This window comes from Litchfieldia alkalitelluris (assembly GCF_002019645.1).
Taxonomy (GTDB): Bacteria; Bacillota; Bacilli; order Bacillales; family Bacillaceae_L; genus Litchfieldia; species Litchfieldia alkalitelluris.
Genome location: NZ_KV917374.1, coordinates 4,182,219 through 4,197,496, shown reverse-complemented (window position 1 = coordinate 4,197,496; position 15,278 = coordinate 4,182,219). Strand labels below are relative to the sequence as shown.

16 protein-coding genes and 2 pseudogenes are annotated in these 15,278 nt (G+C 36.3%); 15 read left to right on the top strand and 3 right to left on the bottom strand.

Features of this window, described 5'->3' with window-relative positions:
• Positions 1 to 21 precede the first annotated feature (21 nt).
• The 3 genes from BK579_RS27115 to BK579_RS19555 all read left to right on the top strand — a co-directional run bounded on the left by BK579_RS27115 (position 22) and on the right by BK579_RS19555 (position 2,999).
• Positions 22 to 162, top strand: a complete 141-nt coding sequence (locus tag BK579_RS27115; protein ID WP_407936283.1) for a hypothetical protein — start codon at positions 22 to 24, stop codon at positions 160 to 162.
• Between the two features lie 530 nt (positions 163 to 692).
• Positions 693 to 1,967, top strand: a complete 1,275-nt coding sequence (gene ltrA / locus BK579_RS19560; protein ID WP_078545889.1) for a group II intron reverse transcriptase/maturase — start codon at positions 693 to 695, stop codon at positions 1,965 to 1,967.
• Positions 1,968 to 2,159: 192 nt separating this feature from the next.
• A complete protein-coding gene (locus BK579_RS19555) occupies positions 2,160 to 2,999 on the top strand; it encodes an AraC family transcriptional regulator (RefSeq protein ID WP_235848477.1) in 840 nt (279 codons plus the stop codon).
• A gap of 33 nt (positions 3,000 to 3,032) precedes the next feature.
• Here BK579_RS19555 and BK579_RS26810 read toward each other — a convergent pair whose 3' ends face one another.
• Entirely contained in the window at positions 3,033 to 3,161 is a 129-nt protein-coding gene (locus tag BK579_RS26810) for a hypothetical protein (RefSeq protein ID WP_268876526.1), read from the bottom strand.
• A gap of 44 nt (positions 3,162 to 3,205) precedes the next feature.
• On the opposite strand from BK579_RS26810, the gene BK579_RS19550 reads away from it, so the two are divergent.
• Together BK579_RS19550 and BK579_RS19545 are read left to right on the top strand one after the other, a co-directional pair.
• Positions 3,206 to 4,360 (top strand): Gfo/Idh/MocA family protein, encoded by a 1,155-nt coding sequence (locus BK579_RS19550; protein ID WP_078548368.1) that lies wholly within the window; start codon positions 3,206 to 3,208, stop codon positions 4,358 to 4,360.
• A 32-nt stretch (positions 4,361 to 4,392) separates the two neighbouring features.
• On the top strand, positions 4,393 to 5,508 hold the full coding sequence (locus BK579_RS19545) for a Gfo/Idh/MocA family protein (protein WP_078548366.1): 1,116 nt from the start codon (positions 4,393 to 4,395) through the stop codon (positions 5,506 to 5,508).
• A gap of 158 nt (positions 5,509 to 5,666) precedes the next feature.
• On the opposite strand, the pseudogene BK579_RS19540 reads toward BK579_RS19545, so the two are convergent.
• A pseudogene (locus BK579_RS19540) lies at positions 5,667 to 5,888 on the bottom strand (hypothetical protein); the annotation flags it as partial.
• Positions 5,889 to 6,433: 545 nt separating this feature from the next.
• Here BK579_RS19540 and BK579_RS19535 point away from each other — a divergent pair.
• From BK579_RS19535 to BK579_RS19520, 4 genes are all read left to right on the top strand, one after another.
• Positions 6,434 to 6,916 carry a CarD family transcriptional regulator gene (locus BK579_RS19535; RefSeq protein ID WP_078548364.1) on the top strand — a complete coding sequence of 161 codons (483 nt, stop codon included), beginning with the start codon at positions 6,434 to 6,436 and terminating at the stop codon, positions 6,914 to 6,916.
• A 706-nt stretch (positions 6,917 to 7,622) separates the two neighbouring features.
• Positions 7,623 to 8,198 carry a TetR/AcrR family transcriptional regulator gene (locus tag BK579_RS19530; protein WP_078548363.1) on the top strand — a complete coding sequence of 192 codons (576 nt, stop codon included), beginning with the start codon at positions 7,623 to 7,625 and terminating at the stop codon, positions 8,196 to 8,198.
• Between the two features lie 209 nt (positions 8,199 to 8,407).
• Positions 8,408 to 9,568 carry an oxidoreductase gene (locus BK579_RS19525; RefSeq protein WP_078548361.1) on the top strand — a complete coding sequence of 387 codons (1,161 nt, stop codon included), beginning with the start codon at positions 8,408 to 8,410 and terminating at the stop codon, positions 9,566 to 9,568.
• Between the two features lie 16 nt (positions 9,569 to 9,584).
• Positions 9,585 to 10,523 (top strand): NADP-dependent oxidoreductase, encoded by a 939-nt coding sequence (locus tag BK579_RS19520; RefSeq protein ID WP_078548358.1) that lies wholly within the window; start codon positions 9,585 to 9,587, stop codon positions 10,521 to 10,523.
• A 392-nt stretch (positions 10,524 to 10,915) separates the two neighbouring features.
• Here BK579_RS19520 and BK579_RS19510 read toward each other — a convergent pair whose 3' ends face one another.
• A complete protein-coding gene (locus BK579_RS19510; RefSeq protein ID WP_169891187.1) occupies positions 10,916 to 11,455 on the bottom strand; it encodes a flavodoxin domain-containing protein in 540 nt (179 codons plus the stop codon).
• A 401-nt stretch (positions 11,456 to 11,856) separates the two neighbouring features.
• On the opposite strand from BK579_RS19510, the gene BK579_RS26805 reads away from it, so the two are divergent.
• The 6 genes and pseudogenes from BK579_RS26805 to BK579_RS19495 all read left to right on the top strand — a co-directional run bounded on the left by BK579_RS26805 (position 11,857) and on the right by BK579_RS19495 (position 14,334).
• Positions 11,857 to 11,991, top strand: a complete 135-nt coding sequence (locus BK579_RS26805; protein ID WP_268876525.1) for a hypothetical protein — start codon at positions 11,857 to 11,859, stop codon at positions 11,989 to 11,991.
• A gap of 95 nt (positions 11,992 to 12,086) precedes the next feature.
• Positions 12,087 to 12,218 carry a hypothetical protein gene (locus BK579_RS26800; protein ID WP_268876524.1) on the top strand — a complete coding sequence of 44 codons (132 nt, stop codon included), beginning with the start codon at positions 12,087 to 12,089 and terminating at the stop codon, positions 12,216 to 12,218.
• A gap of 119 nt (positions 12,219 to 12,337) precedes the next feature.
• Positions 12,338 to 12,795, top strand: a pseudogene (locus tag BK579_RS27110) (tyrosine-type recombinase/integrase).
• 23 nt (positions 12,796 to 12,818) lie between these two features.
• Positions 12,819 to 13,469 (top strand): MFS transporter, encoded by a 651-nt coding sequence (locus BK579_RS26495; RefSeq protein WP_235848476.1) that lies wholly within the window; start codon positions 12,819 to 12,821, stop codon positions 13,467 to 13,469.
• Entirely contained in the window at positions 13,354 to 13,644 is a 291-nt protein-coding gene (locus tag BK579_RS26490) for an MFS transporter (protein WP_235848594.1), read from the top strand. The genes BK579_RS26495 and BK579_RS26490 overlap by 116 nt, the downstream gene beginning before the upstream one ends.
• Before the next feature lie 420 nt (positions 13,645 to 14,064).
• On the top strand, positions 14,065 to 14,334 hold the full coding sequence (locus BK579_RS19495) for a hypothetical protein (RefSeq protein WP_078548343.1): 270 nt from the start codon (positions 14,065 to 14,067) through the stop codon (positions 14,332 to 14,334).
• Positions 14,335 to 15,278 lie beyond the last annotated feature (944 nt).

Sequence of the window (15,278 nt, the reverse complement as noted above, 5' to 3'; positions counted from 1 at the left end):
TTCTAGCTAACAAAGGATGAGATTGTCGTCACGAGTGAGTTTATCGTTCCTGCAGATGCTATGAATGGGCAAACGCTTCACTTCATTATGGAAGCTACAGACAATGTTGATACACCTTTAACAGCTTATAAAAGGGTAGTATTGCCCGTTTTAAGAGACTAGCGAGTGTTAAACAGAACATTCGCTTTTTCTTGGTGTGCCAGGCTGGCAACTATCTAGGTGGTGAAAGTCCACTGTGGGGGTACACATCGACCAACCACTAAGGAAGCGCAAGGTACTTACCGTGAGGTAAGGGCTGGAGGAAGCGTGGTAATAAAATCTTGGCTCGACGAACAGGAATCTGATACTAAGGCTCTACAAAGGGATAAGGCTCCCAAACAAGCCAAAGTCCAAAAGATGTGCGTAACTCTGTAGGGTAAATCAGGCGAGTAAAAGAGGAAAGATAGTTGTCTTACCCTGGGAGGTCTTGCGGATGTACATGGGTACAGTCGAAAAAGGTTTGCCGCAAGAAGTCAGCAGAAGCCATAGTAATGAAGTAATTCATGAAGGGCTGAACAATTTATAGTGTTTCAACGCCACGAATGCATAAGTGACCTACTCCGAATGTGTTAATGGGGAAAGTATGAGCGTATCTCAAAGGATAACCAAAATGGAGCTATCACTTATTACGTGAGGGGAAAGGAGAAACGAGTGTGGAACTTTTAGAACAGATTCTAAGTAATCAAAATATGAATGAAGCCTACCTGCGTGTCTATAAAAATAAAGGTGCTAGTGGAGTCGATGGAATAACGGTCGACGAACTAAAGCAATATCTGAAAGAGAACAAAGATGAGCTACGTCAGCGCATCAGAACAAGAAAATACCAACCACAAGCTGCCTTAAGAGTGGAAATCCCAAAAGAAAATGGCAAGATGCGCAAGTTGGGAATACCAACAGTAGTGGATAGAGTTGTTCAACAAGCCATTCATCAAGTTCTCAGTCCGATATTTGAAAAGCAATTTAGTGAATACAGTTACGGCTTTAGACCGAAAAGAAGTTGTGAGATGGCTACTATTAAAAGCTTGGAATATCTGAATGATGGACACGATTGGGTAGTGGACATTGACCTGGAAAGATTCTTCGATACTGTTCATCACGATAAACTGATGCGAATTATATCCAACACAATAAAAGACGGAGATGTCATCTCGTTAATCAGGAAATACTTAGTCAGTGGAGTCATGATAAATGGAAAATATGAAGACACACCTGTCGGTACTCCGCAAGGAGGAAACCTCAGCCCATTATTGAGTAATATTATGTTAAACGAACTCGATAAGGAATTAGAGAAAAGAGGACTAAGGTTCGTGAGGTACGCTGATGATGCCCTCATCTTTGTGAAAAGTGAAAAAGCAGCGAATCGAATAATGAACTCAATCGTGAGATTTATAGAAGAGGAATTAGGTCTAATAGTCAACGTAGAGAAGAGTAGAATCTCACGTCCAAAAGAACTAAAATTCTTAGGATTTGGGTATTATTACGAATCTAAAAACGAGAAATATCGAGTGAAGCCTCATTCAACCTCAATACAGAAATTCCAAAGGAAGCTTCGACAATTAACAAAGCGCAACTGGAGTATTTCGCTAGACTTTAGAATATTGAAACTTAGACAAGTCATATTCGGATGGGTAAACTACTTCAGAATCTCAAACATGAAAGAAGCTACAAAGCAAATTGATAAGAAGCTTCGCTCCAGAATTAGAGTCATCATCTGGAAGCAATGGAAAATTACAAGAAAACAAATCAAATCGCTAATTCAACTAGGGATACCCGAAGAAGAAGCGAAAGGACTAACGTTCTGTCGAAAAGGTTACCGGTTTATCGGATTATCGAAAGTTGTTCAAAGAGCAATTTCAAACAAAAGACTAAAGCAGAGGGGACTTCCCTCTGCTTTAGAACATTATCTAAAAGTACACACTGTAATATAAATTGAACCGCCGTATACGGAACCGTACGTACGGTGGTGTGAGAGGGGCGAAAATAATTAACTTATTTTCCCTCTACTCGATTATGGTTTATAGTAGTCGAACGGTTTTGCAGGTTGTTATGAACTTGCCAAAAGTGTTTCTTTATATTATATAGATGATAACAATTAAATTTTTAAAAAAAGAGGCGGTAATGTGATAAATCACCTTTTGCAATACAAAAGTTACCCGTTTATAGTTGATCACACAATCATAGATTCTCCTTTTGACATAGTTACTCATATCCATGATTGCTATGAACTTTTCTTTTATATTTCTGGAGACCTCACTTATTACATTGAAGGTCAAGCATACAAACTCTGTCCATATGATCTAATTATTACGAACTCAAGAGAGCTTCATCGGATTGTTTTTGATTCAAATGCTGTATATGAAAGGAAATTTATTCATTTTAGACCCGAATATATATCTTCATTTCAATCGGAAGGCTACAACATAGTGAATTATATAGAGAATAGGAAGTTAGGTCATTTTAATAGAATACCTGCAAAAGACGTTCGTGATAGGGAAATTGATCAGCTATGGGAGAAAATTGAAGAAGTGGCTGTCTCCCCTTCTGCTGAAAATCAGATACTAATGAAAGCGTATTTTATTCAAATGTTAATTCAAATTAATAAAATATATGAGTCTTACAATCATCCTCTCGTGGAACATCATAAGTATGACGAAAAAATTGTAAGAATTTTAGATTTTATTAATAAAAACTTAGATCAAAAAATTACTCTTGATTTGTTGCAACGAGCTTTTTTTGTTAATAAGTACTATCTATGTCATAGCTTTAAACGAAGTACTGGGTTTACTGTTATTGAATATGTCACGTATAAACGAGTCATGTGGTCGATGGATTTACTAATGTCTGGTATGAGTGCGCTTGAAGTTTCACACACTGTGGGATTTGGAGATTACTCCTCCTACTACAAAGCATTTAAAAATATAACTGGTCATTCGCCAAGACAGTATTGCAACCAGTACTAATGGAAAGCAGGGATCTAATAGAGCTCTGCTTTTTTATCTGTGATGTTGTTGTGTTGGTGTTTTATACGTAAGCGATTGCAACAAAGCAATATCTGCAATATATAAAGCAATAAATACAATGTTTTTCAAATCAAACTTAAATAGAATACTTATTGTAAGCATTATTGAAATGCAGTTATATCAAGTATTATAAGGAGTGATTTTAAGTGATTAATGTTGCAATTATTGGATCCGGTGCTATCGCAGCTACTCATATTAAAGGCTATTTAGATTTAAACCAAGATTGTGAGATTGTTGCAATCTGTGACATTTATTCTGAAAAGGCCAAGTCTAGAGCAGAGGAATTTAATCTTAATGCGGACATTTATAACGACTATACAAGTCTTCTGAGTCGAAATGACATTGATCTAGTATCGGTTTGTACGCCACCGTATACACATGCTGAAATTGCAGTTAACTTCTTAGATCATGGTAAGCATGTGTTAGTAGAAAAGCCGATGGCGGCATCTCTAGAAGAATGTGATGCTATGAATGATGCAGCCGAACGAAATAATAAAATTTTATCTGTTATTGCCCAAAATCGATTTACAAACCCAATGATGAAATTGAAGGGTGTTCTTGATACAAAACTAATGGGACCGATTGTTCATACTCAGGTGGATTCTTTCTGGTGGAGAGGCCATAGCTATTATGATTTGTGGTGGAGAGGAACATGGGAAAAAGAAGGTGGTGGATGTACGTTGAATCATGCAGTTCATCACATTGATATTTTTAAATGGATGAATGGTATGCCATCGGAAGTAACCGCTATTACGACCAATACGTCTCACGATAATGCGGAAGTAGAAGATCTATCTATTGCCATCTGTAAATATAATGATGGTACCTTGGCACAAATAACTAGTTCTGTTGTTCATCATGGTGAAGAGCAACAACTTATATTTCAAGGGAAGCATGCACGTGTCTCTGTTCCATGGAAAGTGAAAGCTTCCAAGTCGTTAGAAAATGGTTTCCCAGAACATGATGCCAAACGTGAACAGGAGATTCAACAGGCATATAATGCGCAAGAATCCATTCCTTATGAAGGACATACCGGGCAAATCTTTGATGTGTTGCAAGCCATTAAAGGGGTAAAAGATGTTCTCGTAGATGGAATTCAAGGTCGTCAAACTCTTGAATTAATCACAGCTATCTATAAATCCTCTAGCCTAGAAGAGAAGGTTACACTTCCATTAGAGAAGGATGATCCTTTCTATTCAAGAGAAGGTATGTTGAAAAATGTTACGCATTTTTATGAAAAAACAAATGTGGTAGAGAACTTTGATACGAATACGATTACCACTGGTGGAAAGTATGAATAAAAGGTCAAAATTACCAAGGAAGGAGCATGTATATGAATAAACAAGATGGGATGAATTACGCACCCGAAGGAAACGTAGACAAAGTGGTAGGAGAAGGAGAATTTCGGTTCGCCGCTATTGGCTTAGACCATGGCCATATTTATGGAATGTGCAATGGTCTGATTGAAGCTGGTGGGGAGTTAGTGACAGTTTATGATCCAGACCCTGAGAAGGTCAAAGGCTTTTGTGAGAAGTATCCGGGTGTTGACCCTGCACATTCAGAAGATGACATTCTGAAAGATTCATCTATTCAATTAATTGCAAGTGCTAATATTCCAGTGCATCGCCATGAACTAGGGTTACGAGCGCTTGATCACGGTAAGCATTACTTTACAGATAAACCGGCATTTACAAAAAAGGAACAAATTGAATTAGCCCGGAAAAAAGTCGAAGAAACAGGACTAAAGTGGGGAATCTACTATAGTGAACGACTTCACGTGGAAAGTGCAATTTTTGCAGGGCAGCTCATTGATCAAGGTGCAATTGGAAGAGTAATACAAGTCATTGGTACCGGACCTCACCGGGCTAATGCTGCTAGTAGACCGAATTGGTTTTTTGACCCGGAAGCGTACGGCGGCATCCTATGTGATATAGGCAGTCACCAAATCGAACAATTCTTGCATTACACTGGAGCAAAGGATGCGGAAGTACTTCATAGTAAAGTGGCTAATTATAACCATAAACAATATCCACAATTTGAGGATTACGGAGATGCAACATTAGTAGCTGATAACGGGGCAACGTTCTATTTTAGAGTTGATTGGTTTACTCCAGATGGCCTTGGAACTTGGGGAGACGGTCGTGCGCTTATTTTAGGTACAGAAGGGTATATTGAGGTGAGAAAGTATATTGATATTGCCCGTAGTAGCTCAGGTGATCACCTATACCTAGTAAATAAAGAAGGAGAAAAGCACTTTGAAGTGTCTGGTCAAGTAGGCTTCCCATTCTTCGGTCAATTTATATTAGACTGTTTAAACGGAACTGAACATGCGATGACGCAGGAGCATGCGTTTAAGGCAGCGGAGTTATGTATTGACGCACAAGAAAGAGCTATTATTGTTGAAGAAGCTGGGCAAGTATCAATACTAAATAATGGTGGTAATCTTTAAGAGGTAACTATGGTTAGGAGACGAACCCAGTTCAAATGATAAAAAAACAGATCCAATTGCTGCATAGTACAAAAATACTGTTCATCACGACTTGCAATCTCTGTTAGACAGAGTTCCAAAAAATTAGCCTCCCACTAAGTGAGAGGTTTTTTCTATAACTATATCAAAAACATCGCCACAATGGTGGTCACAACCAATCCATTCACAACCGGCAACAAGTTCCGTCTTGCAAGCTCAAACGGATCGACCCCACAAATAGCCGTTGCAGGAATCAATGCCCAAGGAACAAGAGTTCCTCCACCAACCCAAATCGCAGCGATTTGACCTAATGCGGTTAGAGTTGCAGCACCCGCCTCAATGGCTGTCGCAAAAAGTTGAGCATTTGTTTTTTGTGACTAGTGAAATTTGAAGTGATTTTTTTGAGAAAATGTACTTCAACTTCTTTTGATTTTGGGCTTTTCCTAGATGGTTGCTATAAAACAAAAGTTGAAATTCTTTTATTCTTGCGAAGGCTCTAATAATACAAAACAATTAATTTCCTTAAAGTGAATTGCAAGGGTTTGGTATAAAACGTGGAACGTTACCTTGAAGAAAAGGATGGTAAAGTGAAAACACTATAAATGGAGATTTATCTTCTCCTATACGGCATCCTGTTGAGAGCATGAATTCACAAAAAGCCCTCTCCATTATTGTTATTGAAGTAAGGGAGAGCCTATTTATATTAAGAATTTTAAGGTTAGTAAAGGTTACAGAATATACGCGGGAAAATTAACTTTCCATTTATTGGTAATCCGACACAATTACTATTGAATTTGTTTTTTTTGATTTTCAGATAAAAGTAGTTGACTCTAAAAATAAATTTATGATATTATAATAAATTTGATAAAAAATAATATATGTGTTAAGGTTAGGTAGGTTACCATAAATGGAGGTGGATTATTTGTTTCAAATTGGCGATAACATTGTTTATCCAATGCACGGAGCAGGTATAATTAAAGCCATAGAAGAAAAGGAAATCTCAGGGGACAAACAACAGTACTATGTCATAAAATTGTTAATCGGTAAAATGGAAGTCATGATTCCTACGGGTAAAATATTGAGTTCATGTATACGCCCTGTTACTGACTTAACTGCATTAAAACAAATCATGCACGTTTTTCAGCATGGAGAATCAGACAGATTACTGCCATGGAAACAAAGGTATAAAGTGAACGCGGACAAAATAAAAACTGGTAAAATACAAGAATGTGCTGAAGTTGTACGTGATTTAATGCGTATGAAGAAAGAAAAAACACTTAATACAAGCGAAAAAAAAATGTTAGATCATGCACATGAATTTTTGAATAGTGAACTGGGATTAATTAAAGGGATTACTGAAAATCAAATAAAAAGTTTCTCTTTAGGTTAATTAAGATAATGTATTACCTCCCGAAAATATCATGATCTTTTGGGGAATATGTTTATTATTAAAAATAGATCTCTTCAAAGACATTCAACTTCTTCAACTCACCTTTAGAGCATTAACCTCTTTTGTTATTCTATCATCTAATCCATTTTTATTATTTAAGTCTTTTACGAACGTATGAATAGTTCGATAAACTGGATTTTTGTAATCCTGATTCACACTGGCACGGACAAGGAGCCGTAAGGATGAAAGAGAGGTAGGGCTTTCATTGTCTTAGGTATCCAATATATTATTTAAGTCATTATTTCTAGAAGAAAAAACAATCAAACTCACCTCTATCTTTAAGAATTTTTTACATCTACTGAGACAGTGAAGTTGTTTATCTTCTATAGGTAAAAGAAAAAAACGAATTGGTAACACCATATGGTCAACTATAAAAAGATTGTTTCCAGATCAGGGAACAATTTTTTTGTTTATTTACATAAAAAGGGTAATAGCAGAAAGGTCAAAACTGACAGTGGAAAAAGTTACATCGTTATTCTTTATGCATATTAGACTCATACTGCGCAGTAAAGACAATCCTATTTAGAAGACTTAGTTAAAAAAGTACATATAATTGAATTAAAAGGATGCCATGAAAAAGAAAAGAATGTAAACTAGAAGCTAACATCTTTAAAAAAGTAGGATTAGGAGAGGAGGCGTTAATCAAATGACTTCAAAGAAAAATGATATTATTTGCACAGTTGCCACTCTATTTCACTGCAAAGGATACGAGAACACAAAGCTTGGTGAAGTTTTAACAGAAACAGGGATTGGGAAGGGGCAGTTCTATCATTATTTTAAGTCGAAGTGGGATTTAGGAGAAGCGGTTATTGATCATATTATTTTGGAAATGGCAGAAGGTCTGTTTGACAACATCCTTGACCAACCTCTTCCTCCGAAAGTGAAGCTAAAGAAAATGCTCGATAAAATTCTAATATTACAGCTAGAACATGAAGGGAAGCGGGGATGTCCCCTTGGTAACCTAGCGATTGAATTAAGTGAGCATGATCCAATATTTAGAGAGAAGTTAGCACGTTTTTTTGAACAGTGGGTGGAAAAAGTTCAACAGACTCTTGATGAGATGAAGCAAAATGGTGAGATCTCATCTAAACTAAACACTGTGAAAAAAGCCCGTGCAATGATTGCCACAATTGAGGGGGGCATTTTATTAATGAAATGTAAACAGGACGTAGAAGTGTTTCGGGATATTATCGAAATGATTCAATTTGAATATCGAATATAAAGTCAGTATGGAACATTACGTAATCTATATGAAAAGGAAAATAAGAAAAACGGATGAAAACCAAGCATTTACGTTGACTCCGTTTTTCTTTTTTTGTTAAACTCTTTTGTACCTACCTGTTGGTACAGTTTTATTTTAAAAGTTAAGAATAACTTTGGGCATTGAAAAACAACCTACAGGAGAGAAATATATGGAGGTAATCAAAAATCATGACACTAGAAAAATTTTCGACTTTATTTTCACCAACCAATATAAAAGATATTCAATTATCTAATCGTATCGGCTTAGCTCCTATGACACGTACAAGTGCTACACCAGAAGGAGTAGCAACAGAAGAAATGGCTCAATATTATACCAATTTTGCAAACGGCGGTTTTAGCCTGATCCTAACAGAGGGTACTTATACAGACAATCAATATAGCCAAGGTTATTTCAATCAACCAGGAATTATCAATGATGAACAAATTAATGCATGGAAAAAAGTAACGAAGTCTGTAAAACAACAAGGGGCTAAGATCTTCGTACAGCTCATGCATGCAGGTGCATTGTCACAAGGAAATCGCTTCACTTCTGAAACCGCTGGTCCTTCTGCTGTAAAACCAAAGGGGGAACAGCTCGGCTTCTATGGTGGGAGTGGAGAGTTTGCTCTACCGAAGGAAATGACGGAAGCTGACATTACAGATGTCATAAAAGGATTTGTAGTTGCTGCTAAAAATGCCAAGGAAGCAGGCTTTGATGGCATCGAAGTACACGGAGCAAACGGATATGTTCTTGATCAATTTTTAACGGACTATACAAATCAACGTCTGGACCAATATGGTGGTTCTCTTGAAAATCGCCTTCGCCTACCAATCGAGGTAGTGAAAGCTGTTCGTGAAGCTGTAGGTGCCGATTACCCAGTAGGAATTCGTCTTTCCCAGGCGAAGGTAAACGATTCTGATCATAAATGGAAAGGTGGCGATTCTGACGCTGAACTCATTTTCACCAAATTAGTAGAAGCAGGCGTTGACTATATCCATATTGCTGAGCCGAATGCGGCTGCACCTGCGTTTGGAGAGACTGGTCCATCTCTTACAGAACTCGTGAAAAAATATACGAATACAGTTGTTATAGCAAATGGTTCATTAGGCAATCCAACTGCAGCTGAAGCGCTGCTTAATGAAGGAAAAGCAGATATTGTAACAGTCGGGAAAGCTGCACTCGCGAATCAAGATTGGGCTAACAAAGTGAAAAATGATAAGGAGTTAGAGGAATTTGACTTTCAAAAGATCCTATTACCACAAGCTTCTTTAAAAGAATTTGAGGTAAAGCCACAAATTAAGTTTTTTGGTGAAGGAATGGAGTGCGGTCCTGACGGTATTTGTAATTAAGAGGGGGAATCAACAGATGAAAGCAATAGTTATTGAAGAATATGGAGATAAAAACGTTTTAGTAGAGAAAAATATTGAAAGACCAAGCATCTCGGAGAATCAAGTTTTAGTAGAAGTGCATGCAACTTCTATTAACCCAATTGACTGGAAGGTTCGAGCTGGTTATTTAAAAGAAATGCTTCCATTTGAATTCCCAATCATTTTAGGATGGGATGCAGCGGGTGTCGTTGTGGAAGTAGGAAGCAATGTAACAGATTTTAAGGTAGGTGACAGTGTATTTACTCGTCCTGCAACTACAAATCGAGGAACGTATGCAGAATACCTATCTGTAGATACTAATTTACTTGCAAGAATGCCAGAAAAAATGAGCTTTGAAGAAGCTGCATCTATTCCTCTAGCTGGGTTAACCGCATGGCAATGTCTTGTAGACTTTGGAAATATTCAAAAAGGGGAAAAGGTATTAGTTCATGCTGGTGCAGGTGGGGTTGGAATATTTGCCATTCAAATCGCCAAAAGCTTGGGTGCTTATGTTGCGACAACCGCTAGTGAGAATAATATTGAATTTCTAAAATCGCTTGGTGCAGATGAGGTCATTAATTATAAAGAAAATGATTTCAGCGAGGTGTTAAATGGACTCGATCTTGTATTAGACTCTATGGGTGGAGACATTCAGTCAAAAAGCTATAAAGTTCTAAAAGAGAAAGGAAAGCTAGTTTCTATTGTCCAACCACCTTCTGCAGAGGAGGCAGCAAGTTTTAACGCTGAAGCTGGATTCGTTTGGTTAGAGCCGAATGGCGAACAGCTACAGAAATTAGCTGACTTATATGTAGAGGGTAAAGTGAAGCCGGTTATCGGTAAAACATTTGACTTTAGTGAACAATCTCTAAAAGAAGCACATGACCTAAGTGAAACACATCATGCACGCGGGAAAATTGTCATTCGCGTAAAGAAGTAAAAACTTGAAGATCAAATCACAATAGTGGTTTGGTCTTTTCTTCTTTCTAGATTTAAATAGACAGCGTAAACCATGTTAATGCATGACCCATCTTTCATAAAGGGCAATAAAAAAGATCTATCTTCAAAAAAAGGTAAATCTTTTTGAGTTCGATTATAACTCCACCATGCACACCATAAAATACGGGTTCCTCGAATCCGCTTATATTTGCTTGTCGGATTTTATTAGCAGTATCCTTTTGTATTATTGTTATTTCGGTCAATTCGATTGGTCCACTCATCTAATCACAGCCTTATTATTAGAATACAGAATAATCTGCTTTTAATGCCAATTAATTGAGCTTGAAGAAAAATATGTATTAAAAACCCACCAATAAGGTGGGGAATAATGGATTATGATAATTTTTTTGCAGTTTCAGTGACCAACTTTCCATACTCTCTTGCAATAGACATTTCAGCATCATTAGGTACATTCATTGGTGCATCTTGTGAAGCTTCCACAGGAATTACAGCAGTAGCTCCATAAGGATTACCGTATGTCATACGATCCTCATTTAATGGTCCAGTATTAGAAACAATAATCATACCATGATGTTGCATCGGTGTTTGTAGGGCCCGGCAGATGTTTTCAACCCCACCATGTTGTGTGGATGTTGTACCAAAAACCCCACCCACTTTTCCTTGTAGGGCACCTGTAAACCATAATTCTCCTAATTTTGAAAAGAAAGTTGCCATTTTAGGGTTCGGCTCCCCAAAATAACCGGATGATCCCCAGATGATAGCTCCAGCATCCCTTAAATCATTAGGATCAGTCTCCTCAACTGATTGAAAAATGACTTCTGTGTTTTCAACTTGCTTAACTCCATCGGCAATCACACTAGCCAACGCTTTAGTGTGACCATACATACTTGCGTGTAACACAAAAACTTTCATATGTATCCTCCTATCAAGTGATTTAATGCTATAAAAGTACAATTTCATTATTTCCTTATAAGGAGGTTATATTCACCGGTAATTGATTTTACAGTGCATAATTGTTTGAAGGACATTATTATTAGTTGGAAGATATGAAGTAGCAGAAGCTCTTTAACAAAAAAAGGGTACTATATATTGAAGAAGATTAACAAACGAAACAAAGTCATATGCTACGCAGTACAAGGATACTAGCTATACACAACTATTATGAGCCGGTTACCCCAAAAGTAATCGGCTCTTTCTTATTCAAATGAAGAAATCAAAGACAAAAAAAGCGACCCATACTTACTCAGTTGGTATTTTTGCTGTTTGTATAGGTAATCTTAGTTATTAATAAGAACTAAGGAGAGTTGATTATTATGAATCTAGGTGAGCAAATATTATCAGATTTAGTGACTGCTTTAAAAGATTTGTATCCTAATTTTGAAGTGGAAAGTACAAAAAATAAATTATCTACTGTTCTATCAGAGTATTATATTCAAAGAGTGAATTAGGTGAGGTGCATCCTGACCTTGAGGATAAAATATAATTGTTCATCTCAGCAAAAAAACTGGAAGGTTTAAGTTCTATTACTCTAGACAACTACCTCATGGAATTAAGTATGTTTGCTGATATCGTAAAAAAGAAGGCCGAGGGCATAGCTACAGCAGATGTAAGAATGTATTTAAGTCAGGATGGGACCTTAAAAATTAGCACAATTAGAAAGAAATTACTGTTTTAAAGAGTTTTTTTAGTTGGTTAGCTTCAGAAGAATATATTAAGCGTGATCCAACTACCAAATTAAAAGCTCCAAAAGATGAATACAGACTTCCAAAATCATTACCAATTGAAGAACTAGAAATGTTAAGAGAATCCTGCGATACAGTCAGGCAGCGTGCTTTTCTAGAAATATTATATGCAACGGGTTGTAGATTGTCTGAAGTTCATGGATTAGTTAGGGCTGATATCAATCTACAAAATATGAGCATATTAGTGATTGGTAAAGGTGATAAACAAAGGGAAGTCTATTTTTCGATAGAGCTATGTATCATTTAGGTAAATACATAAAAGGAAGAAATGACAATTGTGAAGCCTTGATGGTTATAGAGAGAAAGCCTTATAGAAGATTATCTAAACGAGGAATACAAAGAGAAATAGATATAATTGCCCAAAAAGCAGGTTTACAAGACAAAGTAAGTCCCCATGTTTTAAGACACACTTTTGCTACTTTAACCTTAAATAAGGTTGCTGAATTAGTTGCGATTCAAGAGCTCTTAGGACATAGTTCACCAGATACGACACTTCTTTTACCTGGTTAATCATTAGTCGGATTTTAGCTGGTTTGTCGGTTGCATCGATTACCCCTTTGATTTATGCCATTATCGGGGATATTGCACCATCACATCGGAGGGGAACTTGGCTTTCAATCGTTGTTTCAGGACATTTAACAGCTCTTTGGGCAGGAGCACCATTCGGTACGTTATTAGAGCATTTACTTGGTTGGCGTTCGGTATTTATTGTAATAGCTATTCTAGGGACTATATTGGCATTAGTAAATTTCAAAACGTGGAGATATGTTCCTAAAAGTGATGTAACAAGAAACTTGTTAGAAGGAAATCTGCTAAGAATAATTGGTTCGGTAAGTGTTACCACCAGTTGGGCGATTTCGATGTACGCTCTTTATTCAGAAAATAGATTCTCATCATCAGAAATCGCATTAGCTGTTACTTTTTATGGTATTGGTGCTGTTTTAGGAAGTCTTATAAGTAGAAAATTTACAGATAGGTTTGGAGCAAGGAAGATTTCGAAAGCTACGCTAATTTTTCTTGACTGTAATATTCGTTTGTTTAGGAATATTCTTCTCATCTGGCGATTGGATTTATTTCTTTCTGTTCATATGGGCTTTGGTTGGGTATGCAGGATTTACATCATACCAAGCACGATTAGCAGACGAATTTCCAAAGGAACAAGGAAATGTTATGGCCTGGAATAATACGGCTCTGTACATTGGTATTACCATTGGTTCAATGATTGGTGGTTATGTCATATCTAATTGGGGATACCCTTTCCTTCCGTATGTTTGTAGTATTGCAGCAATCATTAGTTTTGTCCTTAGTACCCAAAAGGTCGAAGAAGAAAAGGAATCAGCTTTTCCAGTAGATAGATAACCTCAGAATGAAGTCTTTTTATTGAACTAACGGGTAGTTGAACAAAAGCTATAATTTTGAACAGAATTTTTTGTTGCGTAGTACAAGGAAATTATGAAGGATGAATCTTCAGCAAGAAGCGAGAGTGTTGAAGATTTAAAATATATCGCAATGATAATATAACTTTCAAATAATAATAAAATTAGATAAACGGTTTTACAGCGAAGGCATATTTAGGTACATTTAATTGTGAAGAATGTCTTAAATTAAATAATTTTACGAAAAGATACATGCATGTTCTGCAGGTTTTAGTTTCACCTTATATATAATACTATTTAGCTAAGAGCAAAACCCAGTGAAAACTATCGAAATTAATTTGTACACAAACATTTTATTATGTTACAACCTATAGAGAGGTAACTATAATAGGGGGCTATATAAATGGAAGAAATTAAACACTTATTATCTATGGCATTAAAGTCAAACAAAAAAGTAATTAAAGGCCAAGAATTCAGTGTTGAGGCACAATTAAATGGATTAGATGATTATATTAATCTTTATGCTAAAGGTGTTGTAGTGGCTGTATATGATGCAAATGACCAAGATTTGAATATACTCAACCATGACTATAGGAAAGTAGTTATATTTTTTGGTGAATGTCTGGAAGAAGAGGGTATGGAAGTATATATAGATGAGGGTTTAATGGATTGATGATTTTAGATAATGAGATCTTAAGTTTTATAATAATCTTCAGCAATTAAAGCGCTAATGTTTAATTAAGATTGTTAGTTTCATTAATGTGTGTTTGACTCATACTGCGCAAAAACGATTAGTATAATTCCGGAAAAATTAGAACCGTAATCTGTTATTAGTTGGTATCATTTGTTATGAAGATTTATGATATTGTAAAGTTTTTCACTTAAACTAACAGTCAGTAATGTGAAATAAGCAAGTCGGAGATGCATAGGAAACCTATGCTACGTCAGTAAATAAAAATAGAGGGAATAATTCCCCTTAATTAATAAATAGCATTGAAAATAGCTTAAATAGAGGGAGAAATTTCTCTTATTTGACTCGAAATCCTTTAAATAGGTAATATTGCTTTATATAAGCGTAAAAACTCCCCCTATTCACCTCAAAACCAGCTATAATCTGCGATTAGCGGTAAAATTTCCGCTTATTTTTTTATCGCTAGTTCCCCAAGTAAGGACATGCCTTTTTATTTAAAGGAAGTGTAATGAGGTCGGGTACATATTTTGTTAGAACCTCATTTAGTTGCCTTACGGGAAACCATATCACAAGTAAAGAAAATGAAGAATTCAATGTTAAGCAGTCGGTGTTTTTGCGAAAAAAGTTTAACGTTGATTGCTACATAGTACAAATATACTGTTAAGCACAACATGTAATCACTGTTAGAAAGAGTTCAAAAAAATTAGCCGCTCACCAAGTGAGAGGCTTTTCTATATCAAAAACACATCGCCAAAATCGTCGTCAAAATCAACCCAATTTCTGCGACAAAGATAGAAAGGCATTTAGCTGTTCATTATTTATATCGTTCTAACCAAATGTCACAGCGAATATTAAAATACACATCTCTTTCCTTCTCTCCTTTACCTCTGCAACGGCAGATCGATTTGACCAATGGATACAGTTTT